The sequence below is a fragment of the uncultured Winogradskyella sp. genome (assembly GCF_947496485.1).
Lineage (GTDB): Bacteria > Bacteroidota > Bacteroidia > Flavobacteriales > Flavobacteriaceae > Winogradskyella.
In genome coordinates this window covers 335,411-360,231 of record NZ_CANMCZ010000002.1, presented here as the reverse complement: position 1 = coordinate 360,231, position 24,821 = coordinate 335,411, and the positions used below count along the sequence as shown (strand labels likewise).

The 24,821-nt window shown below is 31.2% G+C and carries 16 protein-coding genes; 13 read left to right on the top strand and 3 right to left on the bottom strand.

Annotated features, from left to right (window positions below):
* Positions 1 to 60 precede the first annotated feature (60 nt).
* Positions 61 to 5,751, bottom strand: coding sequence for a T9SS type A sorting domain-containing protein (locus Q0822_RS09440; RefSeq protein WP_299122888.1), 5,691 nt, complete (start codon positions 5,749 to 5,751; stop codon positions 61 to 63).
* Positions 5,752 to 6,359: 608 nt separating this feature from the next.
* Here Q0822_RS09440 and asnB (Q0822_RS09435) point away from each other — a divergent pair.
* The 11 genes from asnB (Q0822_RS09435) to Q0822_RS09385 all read left to right on the top strand — a co-directional run bounded on the left by asnB (Q0822_RS09435) (position 6,360) and on the right by Q0822_RS09385 (position 19,777).
* Complete coding sequence (asnB, locus tag Q0822_RS09435; protein ID WP_299122886.1) at positions 6,360 to 8,162, top strand: asparagine synthase (glutamine-hydrolyzing); 1,803 nt, start codon at positions 6,360 to 6,362, stop codon at positions 8,160 to 8,162.
* A gap of 445 nt (positions 8,163 to 8,607) precedes the next feature.
* The gene (locus Q0822_RS09430) at positions 8,608 to 9,546 is read left to right on the top strand and encodes a glycosyltransferase (protein WP_299122883.1); all 939 of its coding nucleotides are present in this window, start codon (positions 8,608 to 8,610) and stop codon (positions 9,544 to 9,546) included.
* 6 nt (positions 9,547 to 9,552) lie between these two features.
* Positions 9,553 to 11,091 carry a hypothetical protein gene (locus Q0822_RS09425; RefSeq protein ID WP_299122881.1) on the top strand — a complete coding sequence of 513 codons (1,539 nt, stop codon included), beginning with the start codon at positions 9,553 to 9,555 and terminating at the stop codon, positions 11,089 to 11,091.
* Between the two features lie 6 nt (positions 11,092 to 11,097).
* A complete protein-coding gene (locus Q0822_RS09420; protein ID WP_299122879.1) occupies positions 11,098 to 12,312 on the top strand; it encodes an O-antigen ligase family protein in 1,215 nt (404 codons plus the stop codon).
* Positions 12,313 to 12,329: 17 nt separating this feature from the next.
* The gene (locus Q0822_RS09415; protein ID WP_299122877.1) at positions 12,330 to 12,917 is read left to right on the top strand and encodes a serine acetyltransferase; all 588 of its coding nucleotides are present in this window, start codon (positions 12,330 to 12,332) and stop codon (positions 12,915 to 12,917) included.
* Between the two features lie 24 nt (positions 12,918 to 12,941).
* Positions 12,942 to 13,871 carry an ATP-grasp fold amidoligase family protein gene (locus Q0822_RS09410; protein WP_299122875.1) on the top strand — a complete coding sequence of 310 codons (930 nt, stop codon included), beginning with the start codon at positions 12,942 to 12,944 and terminating at the stop codon, positions 13,869 to 13,871.
* Entirely contained in the window at positions 13,823 to 14,947 is a 1,125-nt protein-coding gene (locus Q0822_RS09405) for a glycosyltransferase (protein ID WP_299122873.1), read from the top strand. The genes Q0822_RS09410 and Q0822_RS09405 overlap by 49 nt, the downstream gene beginning before the upstream one ends.
* Positions 14,948 to 14,951: 4 nt before the next feature.
* On the top strand, positions 14,952 to 16,100 hold the full coding sequence (locus Q0822_RS09400; RefSeq protein WP_299122871.1) for a glycosyltransferase: 1,149 nt from the start codon (positions 14,952 to 14,954) through the stop codon (positions 16,098 to 16,100).
* 13 nt (positions 16,101 to 16,113) lie between these two features.
* On the top strand, positions 16,114 to 18,021 hold the full coding sequence (gene asnB, locus Q0822_RS09395; RefSeq protein ID WP_299122869.1) for an asparagine synthase (glutamine-hydrolyzing): 1,908 nt from the start codon (positions 16,114 to 16,116) through the stop codon (positions 18,019 to 18,021).
* Positions 18,021 to 19,169: a glycosyltransferase family 4 protein gene (locus Q0822_RS09390; protein WP_299122867.1), complete on the top strand. Its 1,149-nt coding sequence runs from the start codon at positions 18,021 to 18,023 to the stop codon at positions 19,167 to 19,169. Before asnB (Q0822_RS09395) ends, Q0822_RS09390 begins: the two co-directional genes overlap by 1 nt.
* Entirely contained in the window at positions 19,166 to 19,777 is a 612-nt protein-coding gene (locus tag Q0822_RS09385) for a sugar transferase (protein ID WP_299122865.1), read from the top strand. The genes Q0822_RS09390 and Q0822_RS09385 overlap by 4 nt, the downstream gene beginning before the upstream one ends.
* 20 nt (positions 19,778 to 19,797) lie before the next feature.
* Here Q0822_RS09385 and Q0822_RS09380 read toward each other — a convergent pair whose 3' ends face one another.
* Together Q0822_RS09380 and Q0822_RS09375 are read right to left on the bottom strand one after the other, a co-directional pair.
* Positions 19,798 to 20,454 (bottom strand): HAD-IA family hydrolase, encoded by a 657-nt coding sequence (locus Q0822_RS09380; protein ID WP_299122863.1) that lies wholly within the window; start codon positions 20,452 to 20,454, stop codon positions 19,798 to 19,800.
* The gene (locus Q0822_RS09375; RefSeq protein ID WP_299122861.1) at positions 20,438 to 21,409 is read right to left on the bottom strand and encodes an ATP-grasp domain-containing protein; all 972 of its coding nucleotides are present in this window, start codon (positions 21,407 to 21,409) and stop codon (positions 20,438 to 20,440) included. Before Q0822_RS09375 ends, Q0822_RS09380 begins: the two co-directional genes overlap by 17 nt.
* 380 nt (positions 21,410 to 21,789) lie before the next feature.
* Between Q0822_RS09375 and Q0822_RS09370 the strand changes: the two genes are divergently transcribed.
* Positions 21,790 to 22,917, top strand: a complete 1,128-nt coding sequence (locus tag Q0822_RS09370; protein WP_299122860.1) for an aminotransferase class I/II-fold pyridoxal phosphate-dependent enzyme — start codon at positions 21,790 to 21,792, stop codon at positions 22,915 to 22,917.
* A complete protein-coding gene (locus Q0822_RS09365) occupies positions 22,911 to 24,806 on the top strand; it encodes a nucleoside-diphosphate sugar epimerase/dehydratase (protein WP_299122858.1) in 1,896 nt (631 codons plus the stop codon). Before Q0822_RS09370 ends, Q0822_RS09365 begins: the two co-directional genes overlap by 7 nt.
* The last annotated feature ends 15 nt before the right edge of the window (positions 24,807 to 24,821 follow it).

Here is a 24,821-nt window from a genome sequence, read left to right as displayed (position 1 = left end):
AATAAAAAATGGCACTATAAATTAAAATTTATAGTGCCATTTTTGTTTGCTGAGCAAGACTTAATTGACAATTAACTTTTTAGTTACTTCTCGCTTTATATCTATTAATTTCACGAAATACACTCCGTTTTGAAGTGAACTAATATCTATTTGTCTGGTTGCACTTGGGCTTTCGTCTATATTTTCAATTTTAGTAGTTTTAATTAACTTTCCTGTAAAGTCATAAATATGTACCGCTGAGATTATTAAAGCACCACCCGATAATTTTACATTTAAAACATCATTAGCTGGATTTGGAAATATGTCAAAAGAAAAATCTGAATCACTATCAATAGGTATTCCTTCCTCTACACAACTCGCATCAACATCTACTGTTACACTAGCTTCGTCGAAATCTAGCGCATTAAAAACAGTAACTGTATAATTAGTAGTTATACTTGGAGAAACCTCTATAGTTTGCGTCGTTTCACCTGTATTCCATACATAATCATCGCCACCAGTTGCCGTTAGCACGGCTGTTTCATCCATACATATAGTTACATCATCTCCAGCATTCGCAACTACAGGTTCTAATACATTTACGGTTACTTGTTTTTCGTCATAACAATTACCAATGTAGCCTTTCACTTCATATGTGGTAGTTACCGAGGGGCTAACTGCTATATTAGGTTGTGTAGCACCATTATTCCATTCGTATGTGTCCGCACCGGATGCTGAGAGCGTAATAAAATCCCCATTTAATATTTCAACACTATCACCATTAGCTATGACTACTTCTGGACTAGGATCTACATAAACTGTAACATCATCAGTATCTTGTTGATCTCCTAAAGTTACCGTAACCGAATAAGTAGAGGTAGATGATGGACTCACTACTATACTCTGGCTTGTTTCACCGGTACTCCATAAATAGCTATCCCCTTGATTTGCAGTTAATACAACTTCATATATTTCATTATCACAAACACTCTCATCCTCTCCAGCCGAGGCTTCAAATACATCTTGAACAAAAACAGTGACCTGAGCATCACCTGTACAGGATTCTCTTATTCCCATAACTATGTAAGTCGTTGTTTGTGTAGGACTTACAGTAATAGCACTTGTAGTTTGGCCAGTATTCCATTGGTAGTTCTCAGCACCAGCTGCAACTAGAGTAATACTTTCACCCTCAAGAATTGTAACATTATCACTTACTGTTACATTTGGTAATTCATTGACTGTAATTGTAACACTATCTGAATCAGAATTACCATAACCGTCAGTTACTGTAACTGTGTAAGTTGTTGTAGCTGTTGGTGTAAATGTTGGTGTAGCACCAGTGTCACCTGTATTCCAAGTGTAAGTAACACCACCAGAAGCTTCTAAAGTTATACTCTCACCACTGCATATTGCAACATCATCACCAGCATCTGCTTCAAAATCTGGTATTACAGTCACAATAACCTCTGCATCACTTTGACAGCCATTCGTTATAAAACCAGTAACAGTATAAGTTGTACTCAAATTTGGATTAACTATGATAGAACTTGTAGTTTCACCAGTATTCCACAAATAAGATTCTGCTCCATTTGCAATCAAAGTTGTACTCTCACCTTCATTTATTACAATATTATCACTTACGGTTACATTTGGTAATTCATTGACTGTAATTGTAACACTATCTGAATCTGAATTTCCGTAACTGTCGGTTACTATAACTGTATAGGTTGTTGTAGCTGTTGGTGTAAATGTTGGAGTGGCACTAGTGTCACCTGTGTTCCAAGCATAAGTTCCACCACCAGAAGCATTTAGTGTTACACTTTCTCCACTACATATTGTAACATCATTACCAGCATCAGCAATTACTTGTGGTATTACAGTTACAGTTACTTCTGCTTCGCTTTGACAGCCATTTACTGAACTACCTGAAACACTAAAAGTAGTAGTCTCTGTTGGTGATACTATAATAGAACTTGTAGTTTCACCAGTATTCCACAAATAGGAGTCTGCTCCATTAGCAATTAATGTTGTAGTATCGCCTTCATATATTATAATATTATCACTTACTGTTAAATCGGGTATATCATTTACAGTTACTATGACACTATCAGAATCAGAATTTCCGTATTCATCGGATACTGTAACAGTGTAAGTAGTCGTAACATTTGGACTAAAAGTTGGTGATGCACCAGTATCACCTGTATTCCAAGCATAGGTTCCACCACCAGAGGCATTTAATGTTACACTATCTCCGCTACATATAGAAATATCATTACCAGCATCAGCAATTACTTGTGGAATTACAGTGACTGTAACTTGAGCTGTGCTTTGACATCCATTATTTAAAAAGGCAGTAACAGAATAAGTAGTTGTTTCTGTTGGACTTACTTCTATTGTATTTATAGTTTCTCCAGTATCCCAAACATATGAATCTCCACCAGAGACATCCAAGGTAACAGAATTACCTGTTATTAGAACAATGTCATCGCTGATACTTATTTCTGGTGATGGCAATACCGTTACAATCACTTCGTCAGTATCAGAACAGTTATTAGAAAATACTTCGACAGTATATATTGCATCGGTATTTGGATTTACTGTTATAGTTGAAGTAGTCTCCCCTGTACTCCATAAGTAAGAATCGCCACCTTCTGCAGTTAAAGTTGCCGTTTCTCCATTACAAATTACTTGATCTTCACTTGCAGTAGCAGTTGGCACAGGATTTACAGTTACAGTTACATCATCAGAATCGGAATTTCCGTAGCCGTCTGTTACAGTAACTGTATAAGTTGTAGTTTCTGTAGGACTAACAATTGGTGATGCACCAACGGCTCCTGTATTCCAATCATATGTTATTCCACCTGAAGCATTTAAAGATATACTTTCACCTAAACAGATTGAAACATCATCACCAGCATTGGCATTTAATACTTCTACTACAGTTACTAAAACGTCAAAAGTACTTTGACAGCCATTTTGAAAAAAGGCGGTTACTGTATATGTAGTTGTTATATCTGGACTTACAGTTATTGAATCAGTGGTTTCTCCTGTGCTCCAAGAATAAGAATCTCCACCACTAATAGTAAGTGTTGTTGAGTTACCTATCATAACAAAAACCTCTTCATCAACTGTAATATCTGGTATTTCATTTACTATAATTGTAACAGTATCTGTATCCGTATAGCCATAATCATCTTCTGCAGTCACTGTATAAGTAGTTGTTACTGTTGGGTTAACTATAAGTTCAGAACCTGTGTCACCAGTATCCCATATATAAGTTACACCACCAGATGCTATTAAGGTAACGGTATCACCACTACAGATTGTAACATCTTCACCAGCATCAGCAATTATTTCTGGTATTACAGTTACCACAACTTCTGCATAACCCGAACAACCATTAAGACCGAGAGAACTCACTGAATATGTTGTTGTTACCATAGGGCTTACTGTTATAGATTCAGTAGTTTCACCAGTACTCCATTCGTAATTATCACCTCCAGTAGCAGTAAGTATAGTTGAGTCACCTTCTACTATTACAATATCTTCAGTTATAGTAATTTCTGGTGCATTGTTTACAAAAATTGTAACGTCATCTGTATTTGAGCAGCTATTAGAAATAACTTCAACAGAATATGCAGTTTCTACGTCCGGACTTACAACTATCGATTCTGTTGTCTCACCTGTATTCCACAGATAAGAGTCTCCACCCGAAGCAACTAAAGTAATAGATTCACCTTCGCAAATAGTTTGATCTTCACCTGCATTTGCTTCAGGTAAAGGATTTACCTCTACTATAACACTTGATTCTTCAGATTGTTCAAAATCATCAGTTACGGTAACCGTATATGTCGTTGTAATATCTGGAGTTACTTCTATACTTGCAGTTGTTTCGCCAGTGCTCCAAACATAATTTGTTCCACCACTTGCTGTAAGTGTGGTGCTTTCACCTTCACAAATCTGTTGGTTATCACCTGCGCTTGCCTGAAGCGCTTCAGGAAAAACCGTTATTTGGGAGGTGGCTTCAAAAGTATCACCATTAGAGTCAGTAATTGTAAAAGTTATAGTAACTGTTGCCTGAAAAGGGCTTTCAGTATTTGTTGATATAGCAGTAACGACACCATTTTCATCTACAGTAGCAATGGATTCATCACTTGAGATCCACTGACCAATATTGTTTACTTGGACACCATCAGTATCTTCTGGATATGCATACATTGTAGCTGTTAAAGAGATTGAATCTGAAACTCGTAATTCTGAAACAATATCTGGAGTTACAGCCAAACTATCTATAACTATTGGTGCAGCTGCTTCATCAACTCCATTTAAATATTCTTCTAACCAAGTATAACCACTTGGTGAAATATCGTTGTGATCTTGTCCAGGAGGTACATTTTCATCAAACCAAATTTCTGGTATGTGTTCGTTCTTAGATGCATTATAAAAGTTTGCTGGTCTGATATTAATTGGCTCACCAGTGATAGACGCCAAAAAATTAGCGTAAGGTTGTTCATCTATAGCTGTGTGCCTGTTATTAGTTCCACCACTATTATTATAAGGTTCAGGCGTATCATTAACAGTGTTAGTTACATATCTTGTATCTTGTGGATCTCTATAAATACTAAAGCTACCATCGGCATTTAAGAATTTATAGGCACCAGCATCTTGAGGAACAATAGTAGAAGCTTCAACAGCTGTCATTGCAGGAGCAGGTCTCCCTACAATAGGAAACTGTGTCTCAGTGAAAAAACTAGGGTCTAATCTTTCTGTTTGACCACTGTATGCATGTTCCATCCACAAATATTGGTTATCGGCAGTAGTATCTGTAAATAAATCTTGAACAACATTTCTTTTACTCCAAATTAAGAAAGGAACAGAAGGATTGTTATTAGTACCTCCATTAACTTCCCATCTTGGAGGTGAACCAGCAGTAAGTGATGTTCTATTGCCTAAAAAATAATAATTATCAAAATGATTTACTCTTGCACCATTAACTACAGTAGATAGCCTGTAAAGCCAATTATATACAACGTTGTTATATATATCTGTGCCTTGACTAGCTGTATTAGGTGTTCTGTGTGATATATTATAGAAAAAGTTATTTCTGAAGGTATTGTTGTATGTGTATCCTGTTTGCCCTGGATCGGTATCACCAAACAAAGCACCAGTTTTACATTCAGCTATTAATCCATTTTGAAAGGTTATGTTATGGGTGTTTAAGCCTCTTACAGTAAACCCTTGTAGACCTGCGTAACTAATAGACATATGGTCAAAAATATGATTACGAGAATATCTTTCTTGAATCGCTGAACTTGGATATACTGTAAAAGCTGTATTTCCATAAAACTGCATTCTAACCCGAATATATCTCATAATGATATTTTCTGCAATTTTGATTTGAAATTGTACATTTCCTGATCCCGTAATCGTTATACCACCTTCTGGTGCTGTTTGTCCTGCTATTGTTAAATTACTTTGATTTATATATAGATTACTTTGTATGTTAATAATACCACTTACATCAAAAACGATCATTCTATTAGATTGACTGACAGCATCTCTGAAAGAACCGGGTCCACTATCATTTAAATTTGTAACATGGTAAACCTCTTGACCTCTTCCGCCAGTAGCATAAGCACCAGCACCATAAGCACTAGGGAAAGCTGGTAACTGATCTACTTGTGCCTCTGAATTAAACGATATTAATATGAAAAAAGATAAAAATGGGTATAGGTAACAAAGGAAATTTGTAGGTAGTTTTGGGGACTTCATAAATAGGTATTTAATATATAATGCTAAACTAGGGTTACGCAATCTAAAAAAATAAAATCTACATTATTGCTTAAACGCTTATAAATTCGACAAAACGCATAATAATGTAAGAATTTTAATTTACAAATTGTAATTAAATGTGTTTTCGTCTATATACGGTCAAATAAATACGTTTAGATGTTATAATTACAAAGTTTAACAGTTTGGAGAATTAACTGACCATCGCAATCAAATTTTAAGTCAGATTATTAAAATAAATTCTCTCGTATGAATCATTTATAATCATTCCTATAAAGATCAATTCTTAAGTAATAACTGGGCATTGTGTTAACACATGTAATACTCTTTGACAAGGAATTTGCCCTTTCCTAGAATAAATTGGTCTACAAATAATTTTATGTCTAGCATTGTATCGTTCTAGAAATTAAATAAGAACAAACAAGTTGAGAAATATATGTATAAAATGAAGACCTTATAGACTCGACAATTTGAAATAATTGCTCTCAAAAACAGATTAGATGATTATTAATAATTAACTATAGTCTGTTTTTTTTAAAACCTGACGATATTAAAATAAAAATGTGTTTTTTTACTAAAATTTTAAAATAATGTGTGGTATCTATTTAACCAACATACCTTACGAAGAAGGTATTATAAAAGAAAAATTAAAATCAATTTCTTTTAGAGGACCTGACTATACTGGGATAAAAAAAGTAAATGATCTTACCTTTGGACACCTTCGTCTATCTATTTTAGATTTAGATCCTAGATCTAATCAGCCGATGGTTTATGAAAGTCTAACTTTAGTTTTTAATGGAGAGATCTATAACTACAAAACTGTAAAAAAAGAACTTATAGATTTAGGCTATACATTTAAAACTGAAAGTGATACTGAAGTACTATTAATAGGTTATAAACATTGGGGTAAGTCTCTTTTAGATAAAATTAATGGCATGTTTGCATTTAGCATTTATGATGCTACAACTAATAAATTGTTTTCTGCAAGAGATAGAATAGGTGTTAAACCTTTCTATTATTATTGGCATAATGGTCGGTTAGAAATTTGCAGTCAAATAAGACCTTTATTGGAAGGTAAATCCATAAACGAGGAAGCAATATCTATTTATTTAGATACTGATTACATCCCAAGCCCATATACTATTGCAGAAAATGTTTTTAAACTTCAGTCGGGAAACTATATGGAGATTGATTTAAATACTAATCAATTAACAATTGAAGAATATTGGAATTTACAAGATGTAAAAATTAGAGATATTACTTATGAGGATGCAAAAAACGAACTTCATGAATTATTAAAAGATGCAGTAAAAATTAGACTACAATCTGATGTTCCTATTGGTTCTTTTTTATCCGGTGGAATAGACTCTTCACTTGTATCTAGTATCGCATCAAAAGTTTCACCTACTCAAATAAATACGTTCTCTATAGGTTTTGATGACCCAAACTATGACGAAAGTAAGATTGCAGAACAATATGCAGAAATCATTGATTCTAACCATACCACAACGATATGTGGACCTAATGATATTTTGGAATTAATACCAAAACTCACAGAGGTATATGATGAGCCTTTTGCTGATAGCTCTGCTCTACCTTCTTTGTTATTGAATAAAATAACGAAGCAATACGTTACTGTTGCACTTTCAGGAGATGGTGGTGATGAAAGTTTTATTGGCTACCCTTATTTTGATTCTTTAATCAGGAATAAATTTATCATAGACATTCCTTATTGGATTAGAAAAATTTTAGCAAACCCTAAATTATTGAAGATTTTTGGAATTAACTCACATAGAGTGAGAAATGCCTTAAAAACTAAAACAAGAAATGACTTTATAGAAAATATTTATACTAGAAAAGGATTTTTGTTGAAAGAAAAGAGGCAAGATTGGATGAAACACTACCAAGGCTATAAGAAATGGTCTAATATCTTTTTACAAAAAGCAGCAGATTTAAATATAAAATTGTGGTTAGAAAATAACAGTAATGTTAAAGTCGATCGTGCAAGTATGGCCTACTCTGTTGAGGTAAGAAGTCCTTTTTTAGATTACAGAGTTGTAGAATATGCCAGGACACTCCCAATGCATTTTAGATATGAAAAAGGTAGGCAGAAAAAAATATTGAGAGATATATTAAAAGAATATATTCCTGAAGAGGTATTTAATCAGCCAAAGCAAGGGTTTTCAGCTCCTATAAGAAAATGGATGCGTAAAGAGTTAAGAGAAGAATTTGATGCTGCACTTAATGATGAGTTTTTAAATAGAGTTCCAAATCTTAACGTTAAAAAATTTAAGCGTATATATATAGATCATATGAACGGAAAAGAAGATCATTCCGTATATATTTGGAAACTATTTGTATTGAGTAAATGGTATAAAGAATTCAACTTCTAGAAGATTAAAGTACTAGTAATAATGTTTTAACAAAAGATAAAGTGACATACGTTATTAACTAGTCTTATGAATATTACAATAAAACAGTGAACTATTTTGACGATAATTTTGGCTTGTTTTTCGTTGTAAGTGAACTTTGTCGTAAAAAACGAGTAGTTGATATAATAATTTACATCATTTAGATTATTTCTTACAAATTTGTTAACGTTTATATAATTTACCCCAAATCAAATGACCTATAAACATAAAAAAGAAAGTATTAATTTCTTAAAAAGAGTTCATGGAATCACATTCTATTTAGACTACTCTTTATCTGCATATAATAATTCCTCGTTAGAATTAATCCAGAATATTTTATATAAAAAGGCAAATACTCATATTCTTATAAGGATATTTGTATAAATGAATAATTCAATAAATATAATGCAAACTATCCCTTGTCAAAATGGAAAATAAAATTAGCGTCATAATTCCCGTTTATAAGGTTGAGTCCTATTTGCATCGATGTGTTGATAGTATAATTAATCAAACATACCGAAACCTTGAGATTATTTTAGTGGATGATGGTTCACCTGATAATTCTGGTAAGATATGTGATGGGTATGCAGCAAAGGATGATAGAGTCGTTGTGATTCATAAAAAAAATGAAGGTTCAAGTAATGCCAGAAATGCTGGGTTGGATATTGCAACAGGTGATTTTATTTCATTTGTAGATAGTGACGATTATATAAATGAATTGATGTTAGAACGCATGCTAAACAAACTTCTAGAGTTTAATTTAGATGTTGTTGAGATAATACCAAAGAGTATTAATAATACATCAGTTTCTGATGATAATTTCGAAATTCAGGATAAGGTATCAGCTATAAAGAGAGTTATTCAAAATACTGCATTTTCTGTTTGGTGTCGTTTGTACAGAAGATCTTTAGTCAATGACTTGCGCTTTATTCCCAAAATAATTCACCAAGATGTTTTTTACACCATAGATGTGTTAAATAGAATAGATCAAATTGGATTTTTAAATAGTAAGCTCTACAACTATAACACTGATAACGAAAGTATTATTAGAAGTAAATATACACTAGAAAAAATTACTATAGGTATCAGAGCAACAGAGTATATAAAGGATAATATTCCTAAACATGCTGAATTACAAAAGGCAATTAATAATTATATAAACTATTATTATACTGATCATTACTTCCTGCTTTCAAGAAACACTGCAATTGATCCCAAAAAAGTATTTAGAAAAAAACTACGAAAAGCAGTAAGAGACTCAATTAGCTTTAAGAATTGTAATTTAAGACCTGTAATGGTAGTCGTCCTACCATATAAAGTTATGGAATATATTTCTTCAGGTTATAAAGCCATAACCTCACGGTAATATATCATGTCTAGAGTTGCATTAACCATAAAGAACGCATGGATAGCTTTAATTTTTCAATTGCTATATGTCATTATTCAATTTTTTTCGAGAGATATATTTCTTGATAATTTAGGTGACGAATTTATTGGTACAGCTGAAACACTCAAAAGTATATTACAATTTTTAAATCTTTCGGAATTAGGCATAGGCACAGCAGTTGGATTTTCATTATACAAGCCTATATATGATAATAATAGAGAGAAAATAAACGAGATAATTGGTTATCTAGGTTTTCTATATAAAAGGATAGGACTATTTGTGCTTTCGGCATCTTTAATTCTCATGCTGTTTTTTCCATATTTTTTTCAGAGCTCAAATATAAATCTAACAACAATTGTATTTTTATTCCTAGCTCTGCTCATAAGTAATTTACTAAGCTACTTCTTTGCATATTATATGTTTCTTTTACAGGCAGATCAAAAAAGTTATATAAACGTTACCATAGGCCAATCTGTTTTTATACTAAGGTTATCTTTACAATGCGTAGTGCTTATCTATTTACAAGATGTAATGTTATGGATTCTGCTAGAATTAGTAACACCATTTATTTACATTTTTATTCTAAGAAAAAAAGTAAAACAAACCTATCCATGGCTGATTTTTAATTTTAAAATGACCAAGTCTATCCGTAATAATCAAAAGGGTTTACTTAAAAAAATAAAGCAAATTAGTTTTCATAAATTAGGCACTTTTGTTAGCAATAGTACAGATAACATCATAATTTTTTCAATGGTTAATCCAGCAATGGTTGCTTTTGTAGGAAATTACCAAATGATAATGAATAATATAAACTTGCTTGTTAGTAAGCTTTTTGATGGCACCAATGCAAGTGTAGGCAATTTAGTTGCAGAAAATGACTTAAAAAGTATGCTCAAAGTTTTTTGGGAATTTATGGCCTTGAGGTTTTTTATTGCAGGCTGCTCAACGATTTTACTTTATATAGGTTTTGATGACTTAATTACATTATGGTTAGGTGAGAAGTATTTATTATCAGACACTATATTAATAGTGTTGATTATAATTTTCTTTATGTTACAGGTAAGACAACCAATAGATAGTTTCAAACAAGCCTATGGACTTTACGATGACATTTGGTCACCAGTAGTACAAAGTGTAATTAATTTGGCATTTTCTATCATATTTGTTTTAAAGTATGGTGTTTTGGGTGTCTTTTTAGGAACTATGATTAGTCAATTTATCATAGTAATGCTATGGAGGCCATATTATGTTTTTAAATACGGTTTTAAAATAAACCATGGTATTTACTGGAAAGGTTTTGGTTTACATTTAGTTTATTTTGCAATGTCTTTCATTATCTATTATTTCATTTCAAAAAATTTCACTTTTAACCCAAACCCTAGTTTTTTATCTCTATTTATGCAATTATTTAAATTTGGTATATTGTTCTTCCTTATTTATTTTTCAATATTGGCAGTATTTTGCTTAGGCTTTAAAAACTTAATTGAACGTTTTTATAACTTAATAATTAAAAGATTTAAGTAAATTCTCATGAAATATATAATAGCAGTTTTAATTGTACTCTTTGCGTCCTTTGCAGATATATTTCTATTTAGAATTGGTATAATACCTGTACAACCATCTGAACTTTTAATTCCTCTATTTTTAGTGGTTTGCGCAGTTAGATACTCTATACTGGATATGTTAGATATTTTTAAATCTCACACCTTTAGACTATTCGCAGCGATATTGTTTTTATCATTAGTTTACAGTGCTAAATCACCTGTGTCAACTGATGTAATAATTACAGAGATTGTTCTTTGTTTGTTTACGTTAGTGATGTATGTTTTTCTAGTTCATTTTTTTAGAACTGAAAGTAAAAATTTAGTCTTCCTAGTTATATTTTCATCGTTTGCCGTTTTAGCACTAAGTGTTTATTATGATTATTTTGTAGGATTACCCAAGTTTAGCGCATCGCTTGAGGCAATGGTTAGAAAAGGTGGTTTTGGAGAAAACCCTAATCAAGCAGCTTCAGCAATGAAGTTTTTAGCACTATGCGTATTGGTATATTTACAACAGAACAAAGCTAAAAGATCACTATTCATTGTAGTGATGGTAATGTCAGTTTTCATGACCTTTTCAAGAAGTGGTATTATTTCTATCGCGCTTATTCTAATATTAGGTACCGCAAATAGCTGGAGTGCAAAATTCAAAATCAATCCAGCAAGTCTCTTTAAGAGTTCTTTTAAGATGGTATTTTTATTTGCATTCTTATATGTAGGTTTGGTGTTTTTTGCAGGGATACTTAAAAGTGAATTCCCCGAATTGGCAAGAGGTGGTATGGCTGATCGCATTGATTTGTTGACAGGTCAAAGCAAAGGGAGTATCATAGCAGAGGATAGTGGCACGGGAGGTGGTGGTCGCGGAGATTTACTATTAATATTTCTAGATAAATTTATGAAAAATCCAATAGGCTATGGAACAGCTTATACTGTGGGCTCTTCAGATTCTCATCTTAATACACATAATTATTACCTGTATTTAGCAGTGAATTTAGGTTTTTTAGCTTTGTTATTTTATTTGATTTATCTGTTTGTCGGTATTCAAATTTCATTTAAATCAGATCAATTTTATTATTTAATTTTTATTGCACTATTAATGTTTGAAGGTCTAATATCCCACTATATTTTCTATAACAGGTCAATGCTTATTTGTGTCGCTTTTTTTGATAGTTTGATTTATAAAAAAGTTTTAAACACCGCTTAATCTTTATATTAATTATTATGATACAATCAAAACTAGACTATAAAAAATATTTAGAGCAAGATAAAATTGCATTAAGACTTGGTTCGTTAAGCTTAAGTGGTAAAATTTTAAACTTCATATCTCCAAATTTAATTTGGAAATTTGAAAAGCTTTTGAGAAAAGTAGAATACTATGAAAACTGCAAGAACAAAGGTATTTCAAAAATATATTATTACTATTTAAAATTTAAGTTTAAAAGATTATCACTTAAGCTAGGATTTTCTATACCACCTAATGTTTTTGGTCCAGGACTAGCCATAATTCATTATGGGACCATAGTGATAAATGGTAATGCTAAAGTCGGATCCAATTGTAGAATGCATGCTTGTGTTAATATAGGAGCCTCAGGCGGACAAAGTGAAGCACCTCAACTAGGCGATAATGTTTATATAGCACCTGGTGCAAAAATTTATGGAAATATTACAATAGCTAACAATACAGCAATTGGTGCAAATGCAGTTGTTAATAAATCATTTAATGAAGAAAATACTGTTATTGCAGGTATACCAGCTAAAGTAATAGGTGAAGTAAATATTAAACAAATTATTAAACATATAAATGATTAATTTAAACTAATCATCTCCTGTGAAATGAAAAAATTACAAGATAAAGTAGGTAGAATTTATAGAAATTCAGACATTGGATATAAACTGGCAAGACCAATATATTTAATGTATCAGTTCGCATTAAAATATATGCCTGACGAGTACATTATAAAAAAACAATTTAAGGAACGTGTGGGTTATAAATTAGACTTAGAAAACCCACAAACCCTAAATGAAAAAATGAACTGGCTTAAACTTCACGATAGAACAGATTTGCACACAACTGTAGCCGATAAGTATAAAGTTAGAGCTTATGTTGAAGAGAAAGTTGGTTCTAAGTATTTAATCCCATTGCTATTTCATACTAAAGACGCAAATGATCTTACACCAGAAAATCTCCCAGATGAAAATTTTATAATTAAAGCCAACCATAATAGCTCTGGTGGTTTAATAGTAAGAGATAAATCTACAGTAGATTGGGTAGCAGCCCGTAAAAGATTTAGAAGGACTTTAAAGGAGAACTACTTTTATAGTACAAGAGAGTGGCAGTATAAAAATATTGAACCTCGGATAATTGTTGAAAAGCTATTAACCTATGAGGATGGCAGTATTCCTGAAGACTATAAGTTTCATTGTTTCAACGGAAAATTAGCATTTGTGATGATTGATTTTGATCGATTTGGTAGTTTACGTACTAGAAACCTATATGATACAGACTGGAATCTTATTCCATGCAATTGGGGAAGACCTTATGGTAAAGAACTTGAGAAACCTAAGAACTTTGACGAAATGAAAAGAGTAGTCGAAAAATTGGCGCAAGACTTTGTATATGTTAGGGTAGATTTATACTTAGTAAGAGGGTCCATTTATTTTGGTGAATTAACATTTCATCATAACTCTGGTCATCAAAAATTCATTCAAGAAGAATGGGATTTAAAATTCGGACAACTTTTAGATATTACGGAACTGCAATGAAAAATAAAGTATATTTTATAATACCTACACTATTTGCTGGAGGTGCCGAACGTATAATTTCTTTCGTTGCAGAAAATCTTAATATCGAAAAGTTTGATGTTAAACTTATTGTGATTGGTTTTGAAAAAGACAGTAAATACGATGTTAGCAACATTAACGTAATATTTTTGAATAAAAGTAGAGTTCTTTTTGCCCTATTTTCAATAATTAAAATTTTAATTCAAGAGAGACCAGACATAATAGTTAGTTCAATTTCTCACTTAAACACTATGATGGGCTTACTTTCTATATTTTTTAGAAAAACAAAATTTGTAGGAAGACATTCTACAATAAGTAAAGTAGCAAGTAATTACAGAACCAATAAGACGAAACCTTGGCTTAAATTTTTCACTTTTCTATTTGACTATGGAACAAAAAAATTAGATTATATCATTTGTCAGTCTTCAGACATGAAAAATGATTTTTTAGAATGTTACGAATATAATCCAGATCATATTTGGATTATACGTAATCCAATAACAAAAGAAGAATCACATAAGACCATTAAAGAAGAGAATAACAATCAAGTAAAAAAATTAATTACTATTGGTAGATTCAGAAAAATTAAAGGTCAATTAAGACTTTTAGATGTTTTAGGCAGGCTAAAAATACCGTTTGAGTTTACTATAATTGGTGAAGGTGAATATAAGGACAAGATTTTCAACAAAATTAAAGAACTGAAATTAGAGGATAAAATAAAGCATATAAAGCATACAAACAATGTATATGAACATTTAGCTAAGCACGATATGTTCTTACAAGGCTCATATTCAGAGGGGTTTCCAAACACGCTGTTAGAGAGCTGTGTTGTAGGAACGCCAGTTATTGCCTTTAATGCTCCTGGTGGAACAAAAGAAATTGTAGAAAATGGCATTAATGGTTATATCGTTAATAGTGAAGACGAGTTTTTAGAAAAGCTCAATGAAAATAAAAAATGGGACCCAAAAATAGTAAGCCAATCCGTATATAAAAAGTTCAGTAAGGAGAAAATACTTGATGAGTTTGAACAATTTTTCTTCCATATTCTAAAAAAGTAGTGAATTGAAAAATCAAAAAACAAATATTAGCATATTAACTCTTTCTCTTGGAAGTGGTGGTGCAGAAAAAGTAATAAGTCTACTTCTAAAAGAATTGAAGAATGACTATAATGTTAGCTTAGTGCTTTTTTATGATGTTATTCATTTTCCAATTCCGGAAGAAGTTGATGTAACTGTACTATCTAAAAAAGGAGCCGATAGACCTTATTTTTTAAGATTTATTGATTTTATTACTTTCTTCATAAAATATAACCGTTTCATAAAAAAGAATAATATAAATATTGCTGTTTCTTTTCTTGCTTTTCCAAATCTGTTAAATGGGATTATTGCGATACTAAATAAAAAGGTAAAAACTATTATTAGTGAACGGGGATTCCCTTCTGATAACACAACTAGTAGGATATCACTCTATATTTCTAAGGTCTTCTACCCTATTTTTTACAATAGATGCCATGCTTTATTTTCAAATTCAATTCATATTAATAAAGACTTGAAAGATAATTTTGGAATTAAAATTCCAATGGAAGTGATTTATAATCCGATCGAAATTCCAACAAAGACAATAGTCTCTGAAACCCTAAATAATAATAAAAAGATATTAGATATTATTACAGCAGGCACTCTAAATAAAAGGAAAAATCAGGCTATGATTGTTAGGGCTTTAAATGAACAAGAGAATAATGACAAACTAACAATTTTAGGTGGTGGCGAGTTAAAAGATTTCTTAGAAAGTGAAATCACTAAATATAATTTGAATGACCAAGTACAACTAGGAGGAAAAGTAAAAAATGTTAATGATTATTTTCTTGAAAGTAATTGTTTTATTCTTTCATCTTTTACTGAAGGGTTTCCCAATGCTTTGCTAGAAGCTATGGCTATCGGACTTCCTTGTATTTCTACTAACTGCTTGTCCGGTCCGTTAGAAATGTTGAACGAGAATGAAGAATTAAATATTAATGATGGAGAGTTCTATATAGCTAAATATGGACTTCTAGTTAATAATGATGATCATAAAGGTTTACATAAAGCAATAGAATATTATAGAAACCATCCTAAAGAACGTGAAAGATATAGTAGATTGAGTTTAGAAAGATCTAAACAATATCAAATTAAGAATATCTATTCAATCTTTAATCAATTTATACAAAAATAATTATAACAGCATTATGTGCGGAATAAACGGAATTATAAGTAATACTGAAAAAGACAGAGGCTTTCTGAAAAATGAATTGTCAGCAATGAATCAACTCATTTTTCATCGTGGACCTGATGAAGATGGCTTTTACATAGATACATCTGAATCTAATTCTGTTGCAATGGCAATGCGTCGTTTATCAATTATAGATTTAAGTACTGGGAAACAACCAATGTACACCGATAATAACCAAATTGGTTTGGTCTTTAATGGTGAAATATATAATTACAGAACGCTAAAACAACAACTCGAAAATTCTGGTGTTACATTTAAAACTACTAGTGATACAGAAGTTATCTTAAAACTATACGAACAAAAAGGAGTTGAAGCCTTTAAAGAATTAGATGGCATGTTTGCTTTTAGCATTCATGATAAAACTAAAAACAAAGTTTTCATTGCAAGAGATTTCTTCGGAGAAAAACCATTGTATTACACAAAAACTAAAACAGATTTCGTTTATGGTTCTGAGCTAAAGTCTATCGTAAATTATCTGCCTAACAGACCAAACATATGTAAGGAAGGTATGAATCTTTATTTCAGATTAACATATATACCTGCACCCTATTCAATTTATGAGGATATCTATAAACTACCAAGTAACCATTACATTGATTTTGATTTAGGTACAGACTTATTTACCATCCATGAGATTGAAAAACCAAAACCTATAGAAAAAAAAGAGATTTCATTCGATGCTGCGAAAAAGGAGGTTTACAATAAAGTCATGGAAAGTGTAGAAAGTAGATCCGTTGCAGACGTATCTTTAGGAACATTTTTGTCTGGTGGTGTAGACTCTTCTGTTGTAACACATTGTTTGGCAGAAATTTCAGATGAAAAAATAGAGACCTTTTCTATAGGTTTCGAAAAGAAGACTTATGACGAAACTGACAAATCTCAAGTTGTTGCCAAACTTGTTAATAGTAACCACCATGAATTTATAGTTAAAGAAGAAGACTTTAAAAATGGGATAGATGATATTTTATTAAACTTTGACGAGCCCTTCGCCGATTCTTCTGCATTACCAACATATTTAGTATCTAAACATGCAAGTGATTATGTGAAAGTAGCATTAACGGGAGACGGAGGAGATGAAGTTTTTGGTGGCTATAACAAATATTACATGGGGAAATTGAATAATAAATATACTTCAGTTGTTCCTAAAGGACTTCACAAACAAATTCTAAATCTATCATCGAGGTTTTTAAATACCAAAGATGATAATAGAGGTAAGCGGTTTAAATTAAATCGTTTGCTAAAAGCATTTAATTATGATGGCAATCAGTATTGGAATATTATTTCTCTAGCCTTTACTGACCAAGAAAAAGCACAATTATTAAAATCTAATAACCTAATTGAGGATACCTTTTCAGAATTCAAAACAAGATATAATCAACAAAACCCAAAGGATTTGACCGATTTTAGAATGGTTGATAAAAATGTAAGCTTAGAGGGAGACATGCTTGTAAAAGTAGATAGAACAAGTATGTTATGTTCTTTAGAGTGTAGAGCTCCTTTCTTAAACAAATCTATATGGAATTTAACCAATTCCCTACCCGAAAATTACCTAATGAAAGGCTGGAATAAGAAATATATTCTTAAAGAAGCCTTTGCAGATAAATTTGCTCCTGGCTTTTTAGATAAATCTAAACAAGGGTTCGGAGTACCTGTTGGTGATTGGTTAAGAGGAAGTTTAAAGCCAGAATTAGAGTCTTATATTGAAACAAAATTTCTTGAGTCTCAAGGCCTCTTTAATAAAGATTATATTACCAATCTGGTCAGAAATCATATTTCTGGTAAGGAAGATAAAAGTATGCAAGCTTGGTGTTTTTATACGTTCCAAAAATGGTATCTAAATACCTACTTAATGCTGAATCAATAATGAAGAAAATTATACGTATAACTACTGTTCCTGGCTCGCTAGGTACTTTACTAAAAGGACAATTGCGCTTCATGAGTAATCATTATGAAATCGTTGGTGTTTCGGGTGAAGGTAAAGTATTGGAAGATGTCAGTAACAATGAGGGGATAAGAACAATTCCTGTTAATATGACCAGAACTATTACACCTTTAAAAGACCTAAAGGCCTTATTTCAATTATATAAAATTTTCAAGAAAGAAAAGCCGTTTATTGTTCATACACATACACCAAAGGCTGGAACTTTAGGAATGATTGCATCAAAACTCGCTAGAGTTCCTAACAGATTGCATACTATCGCTGGATTACCTTTATTAGAGGCCGAAGGAAAAAAAAGAAACCTTCTAAACACAGTTGAAAAACTTACTTATAGTTGCTCTACAATGATTCTTCCTAATTCTTATGGTTTAAAAGATATTATTTTAAGTGAAAAGTTTTGTAAAGAAGATAAACTAAAAGTTATTGGTAAAGGAAGTTCTAATGGTATTGACGTAGATCATTATGATACAAGTAAAGTTTCTCAACAAGAAATGCAAATATTAAAAAGTGAGCTTAATATTCTTCCGAGTGATATGGTATTTATATTTGTTGGTCGAATTGTAAAAGATAAAGGAATTAATGAACTCGTTCAGGCTTTTGTAAGCATTAATGAAAAATATCCAAAGGCAAAACTTATAGTTGTTGGACCAAGTGAAAGAGAATTAGACCCAATAGATAATGTAACTGAAGAGTTATTGGAAAATCATAAAGCTATCCATGCTGTCGGTTTTATAAAAGATATTCGTCCCTATGTAGCCATCAGCGACGTACTTGTATTTCCTAGTTATAGAGAAGGATTTCCTAACGTCGTATTGCAAGCCAATTGTATGGGGAAACCTTGTATTGTTTCAAATATTAATGGTTGTAATGAAATAATTACTGATAATGTTAACGGAATAATTATACCTCCAAAAGATATTGAAGCTCTAAAAGTCGCTATGCTAGATGTTATAGAAAAACCTGAAAATCTTAAAATAATGGCAGATAATTCTAGACAAAATATTATTAATAAATACAAGCGCGAGTATATTTGGGAAGAAATGTTAAACCTATATAAACATTTAGAAAAATGAAACTCTATACAATAATAAAACGTTTATTTGATTTTTTTGCAGCTTTTGTTGGATTGGTAATTGTTTCTCCGCTATTACTTATATTAATTATTGTCCTAACAATCTCTAATAATGGCAAACCCTTTTTCTATCAGTTAAGAACTGGTAAAAATGGTAAAATCTTCACCATTATTAAGTTGAAAACAATGAACGACAAAACTGATGAAGAAGGCAATCTATTACCTGTAATATACAGAATCACAAAGGTTGGTGATTTTTGCAGAAAATACTCATTGGATGAAATTCCACAATTATTGAATGTCTTAAAAGGCGATATGAGTTTAGTTGGTCCTCGCCCACTGTTACCTAAATACTTAGAACTTTATAATGAAAGACAGAATAGAAGACATGAAGTTATTCCTGGTATTACAGGTTGGGCACAAGTAAATGGTAGAAATGCAATAAGTTGGGAGCAAAAATTTGAGCTAGATGTATATTATGTAGACAATCAATCCTTTCTATTAGATTTAAAAATAATATTTATGACAATAAACAAGGTTATAAATAGACAAGATGTAAATAATTCTGACAGCGATGATATGCCAATATTTACTGGTACAAAAGAGTAATAGAAAATTTTTAATGAAAATTAAATAATATTTATTTCATTAAAATTTAATATAAATTTCTCAGGTCGGTATTTACTATCCATATAATTGCTAGAAGCGTAATGTATATTCTTTCCATTATCTATTAGAGCAATACTTTTCCATCCTAAAGCATTAGGTACAATAAAATCTTTCTTCAAATTATCTGCCAGATAATAGTATTGAGTTCCAAAAATAGCCTTTTCAATTGCTTTATAATTCTCTAAATTCGGTTTTTCACTACCAATTTCTTCAGAAATAATAATTTCATCGATATATTTCAAAATACCCAAGCTATCAATTTTTGCTCTCTGGGTTTTTGACCTCCCATCCGTTATAATTCCGATTTTGCCATTTTTAGATTTTATGGCTTCAAGAATGGGCATAACACCTTCAAACAATTGAATATTTGGCTTGTGATTTCTGTATAGATTAACTAATGTTTTTATCTCTATTTTGTAGTTCTTATTGAGGAATTCAAAAACATTACTTTTATTTCTATACAACGAAAACATTGTTGAATAAAGTGATTTCCAATCGGTAGGATCTAATAATTCTGCAATCTCTTTATATGCTGATTTCAGATAATCTAATTCGTTATACAAAGTATCATCTAAATCAAAGACAATAACTGTATGTTCATCAACCTTTATATCCATGAACTAATATTTCGTCATCATACCTAATCATTAATAAATCACTTTCCCAAACATCAAATTTGTCTTCTATAGTCCTTCCTAGTAAATGTTCTTCAATTATCCATTTCGAGAAATTAGCTCCTGACAGATATGTTAAAGGGTAGCCACCACCAAATCTAGGGTTAATTTCTATAGCGTATATTTTTGTATCATCATCTCTATGTTTAAAAAATTGTGCTGTAAGGCAACCTACTGCACCATCTATATAATCTAGATTTTTCTTTATGTAAGGTACTAAACTATTATTTTCTGTCAACGCTTTATAAACTTCACCATCTCTTACCTCCAATCGCTTTCGAGGTACAACACATTTTAATTTATTATTTATAGTATAATATAAGTCACACGTAAATTCCTCATACTTATTATGATCTAAATATTCTAAAAACATTAATTTATCATTGTTAAAATGATAATCCGTAAGTTCTTCTTTGTATCTAATAATATAAGTATCTACACTTCTACTCCCATCTATTGGTTTAATAAAAAGCGGAAGGCTATAATTATCTTTATCATATTCTTTAGCTACATTTACATTAAGCTCTTCAAAAAAATTATGAATAACGCGTTTGTTTCTGCATTTACTAATAAAATCAATAGATGAGATCAGAACTTTAATGCCGAGTTTTGCCAAATCAGACTTATACTGAGCAAGTTGTAGCAATTCAGTATCTATTGTAGGTATAATTAATTTGATGTTATTGGAACTACAAATCTGTGTTAGTACATCTAAATAATCAGGTGAATCTAGTCTTGGTACATTAAAACTACCATCTGCTATCCGACAAGCCGCAGATAATTGAGGTTCTGCATCAGTAGCAAACACTTTAGCGTTTTGGTCAATCTTTTTTAATTCTTTCTGAAATGACCTTACTAGTGAAACTCTTCTCCCTGCAGAAGTGATTAAAATATTCATGTACTTACTTTAGGTTAATTTATGGTTTGAGATGCTAAATATAGTGCAGATAAAACAATACTAATAATTACAACCGATATAAAACCAATATTTAGGTTGTAAAATGATAAACTCTATCACTATTATAAATTGTATGATTTTTACTATTAATATTATTAATAAATTTACTCTTATTTTACCTGGCAATTATTGCTAATTATCTAAAAAGTAATGTAATAAAGGTAATTATTTCAAAAACGTAAATATTTACCTTTTATCGTTTTAATTTGGGTTGTCTCAACTTATTGGTGCATATTTATCCCATAATTTAGATCGTGTCCCAGATCCCTCTATAGACATGAAATTGAATAGTAATGTAAATTACTTAACAATTTTTGCTTATGAAACCTAAAATATGGCTTTCATCTCCACATATGAGTGGTAATGAACAATCTTACATAAAAGAAGCTTTTGAATCAAATTGGGTTGCTCCATTAGGACCTAACGTAAATGGTTTTGAAAGCGATTTACAAAATTATCTTAATGAAAATGTCCATGTTGCTGCATTAGCATCTGGTACTTCTGCCTTACATCTAAGTCTTATTTTATTAGGTGTAGATAATGGTGATGAAGTTATCTGCCAAAGTAAAACATTTTCGGCTTCTGCAAATCCTATTGCATACCAAGGTGCCACTCCAGTTTTTGTTGATAGTGAAACTGATACCTGGAATATGTGCCCCATTCAACTAGAAATAGCTATAAAGGATAGAATTGCAAAAGGAAAAAAACCAAAAGCAATTGTTGCTGTTCACTTATATGGTATGCCTTATAAAGTAGAAGAAATTAATAAGATAGCGTCAAAATACAAGATTCCAGTTGTAGAAGACAGTGCTGAATCATTAGGAAGTCACTATAGAAATCAGAACTGTGGAACTTTTGGAGATTTTTCAATACTATCCTTTAACGGCAATAAAATTATAACAACTTCTGGAGGTGGTGCAATAGTAACTAAAACGCTAGAACATAAAGAAAAAGCTGTTTTCTTAGCGACTCAAGCCAGAGATAATGCACCACATTATCAACATTCTCATATAGGTTATAATTACAGAATGTCAAATATTGTAGCTGGTATTGGTCGTGGACAAATGACTGTTTTAGATAGCCATGTTGCTAAACGTCGTTCTAACCATGAATTCTATGTAAATGCTTTTAAGCATATTGATAAAATTACATTTTTACAAGAGCCAGAAGGTTACTTTTCTAACCGTTGGTTAACATGTATTCTTTTAGATTCAGAATCAACAAAAGAAGGATTAAGGTTAGCATTAGAAAAAGAGAACATCGAATCTAGACCTTTATGGAAACCTATGCACCAGCAACCAATTTTTAAGGATGCCCCTAAATATTTGAATGGTGTATCAGACGATTTATTCAAACGAGGTCTCTGTCTCCCTAGTGGTTCTAATCTTACTGATGTTGAATTAGATAGAGTAACTTCTTCTATAAATACGTATTTTGCATCATGTTAATAAGGTTCCTAAATAACATATCAAAAAAATACGCCTCTAAATGGCTTGTACTCTTATTTGACATAGGTATTATAATAGCTACGTTTTTCTTAGCCTATTTAATTCGTTATAACTTTAAGATTGAGTTTGATTTTTTTATGTTATTAAATCAAATTCCGTTTGTTATAGTAGCAGCTATCATAAGTTTCATAGCAGTTGGATCTTATAAAGGTGTTGTAAGGTATACAGGATTTAAAGATATTGTAAACATCATTATTGGTGCAAATATTTTAGCAACGATACTTGTTTGTTGCACGTTTTTAAGTCGAAAATTGAGTGTTTCTGATAGTCTATTTAACATTTCTGGTTCAATAATATACATTCATCTTCTACTTAATATATTATTTTTAATTGGTGCTAAACTATTTATAAAATCACTTTATAACTATATAACCAATGATATTAAGACAATCAATAAAGTTTTAGTTTTTGGTGCGGGTAATTCAGGTATGCTTACTTATGATGCCATTCAAAACGATACAAAAAGTGATCTAGAAATTGTTGGTTTTATTGATGATGATGCTAGGAAAATAGGAAAAAAAATAAACCTACTAAAAGTTTATGATATTGATGAGATTACCAAAAAATTCATCGACAAAAACAACATAAATGAAGTCATAATATCAATACAGAATATTGATCCTTCTCGATTGTTACAAATTACTGGTAATCTTTTCTCGCTTGGTCTAAAAGTGAAGATTGTACCTCCTGTTCAAAATTGGATTGATGGTGATTTAAGCGCTGGACAAATCAAAGAAGTTAAAATTGAAGACTTACTAGGCAGAGATCCAATTGATATTAAAAACCCTGATCTAGAAGAGCAATATGACAATAACGTTATTCTTATTACAGGTGCTGCGGGATCTATAGGAAGTGAAATTGCTAGAAAAGCTGGTTTATATAATTACAAAAAACTCATATTAATTGACAATGCTGAATCTGCGCTTTATGAAATTCAACAAGAGTTTAAACAAAAAGGCTTAGAAAATATTGAAGTTATAGTTGCAGATGTAAGAAATAAAACAAGAATTGATCAAATATTTAATTTATACAAACCAAAAATTGTTTTTCATGCTGCAGCATATAAGCATGTGCCATTGATGGAAAATAATCCTTTTGAGGCAGTAAGTGTTAACATCGGAGGTACTAAAAATGTTGCTGATGTTGCTGTAAAGCATAGTGTAAATAAATTTGTATTAATATCTACTGATAAAGCTGTAAACCCAACAAATGTTATGGGTGCTACAAAGCGAATTGCAGAGTTATATGTAACCTGTTTAAAAGGTAAAGGTAACACGAAGTTTATTACCACTAGGTTTGGTAATGTATTAGGTTCTAATGGGTCGGTTATACCTCTATTTAAAAAGCAAATTGAAAAACGTGGACCTTTAACTGTTACTCACAAAGAGATTACTCGATATTTCATGACGATTCCTGAAGCTTGTCAATTGGTATTAGAAGCTGCAGCTATGGGTAATGGTGGGGAAATCTTTGTTTTCGATATGGGAGAACCAATCAAAATATTTAACTTAGCTGTGAACATGATTATTCTTTCGGGTCTGCGCTATCCAGAAGACATAGATATTAAAATCACTGGGTTAAGACCTGGAGAAAAAATCTATGAAGAGCTTTTAGCCGATGGTGAAAACACAAAGAAGACTTACCATGAAAAAATAATGATTGCTAAGTCCAGACATATCGATATTGATAGTACTGAACAGCAAATTATTAAACTTACAAACACTAATTCTCTAACTCAACCTTTAGAAATAGTGTCATCAATAAAAGCCCTAATACCAGAATATATTTCTAACAATTCTACATATGAAGTGTTAGATTCAAAAAAATAATCTAATTTATACTAA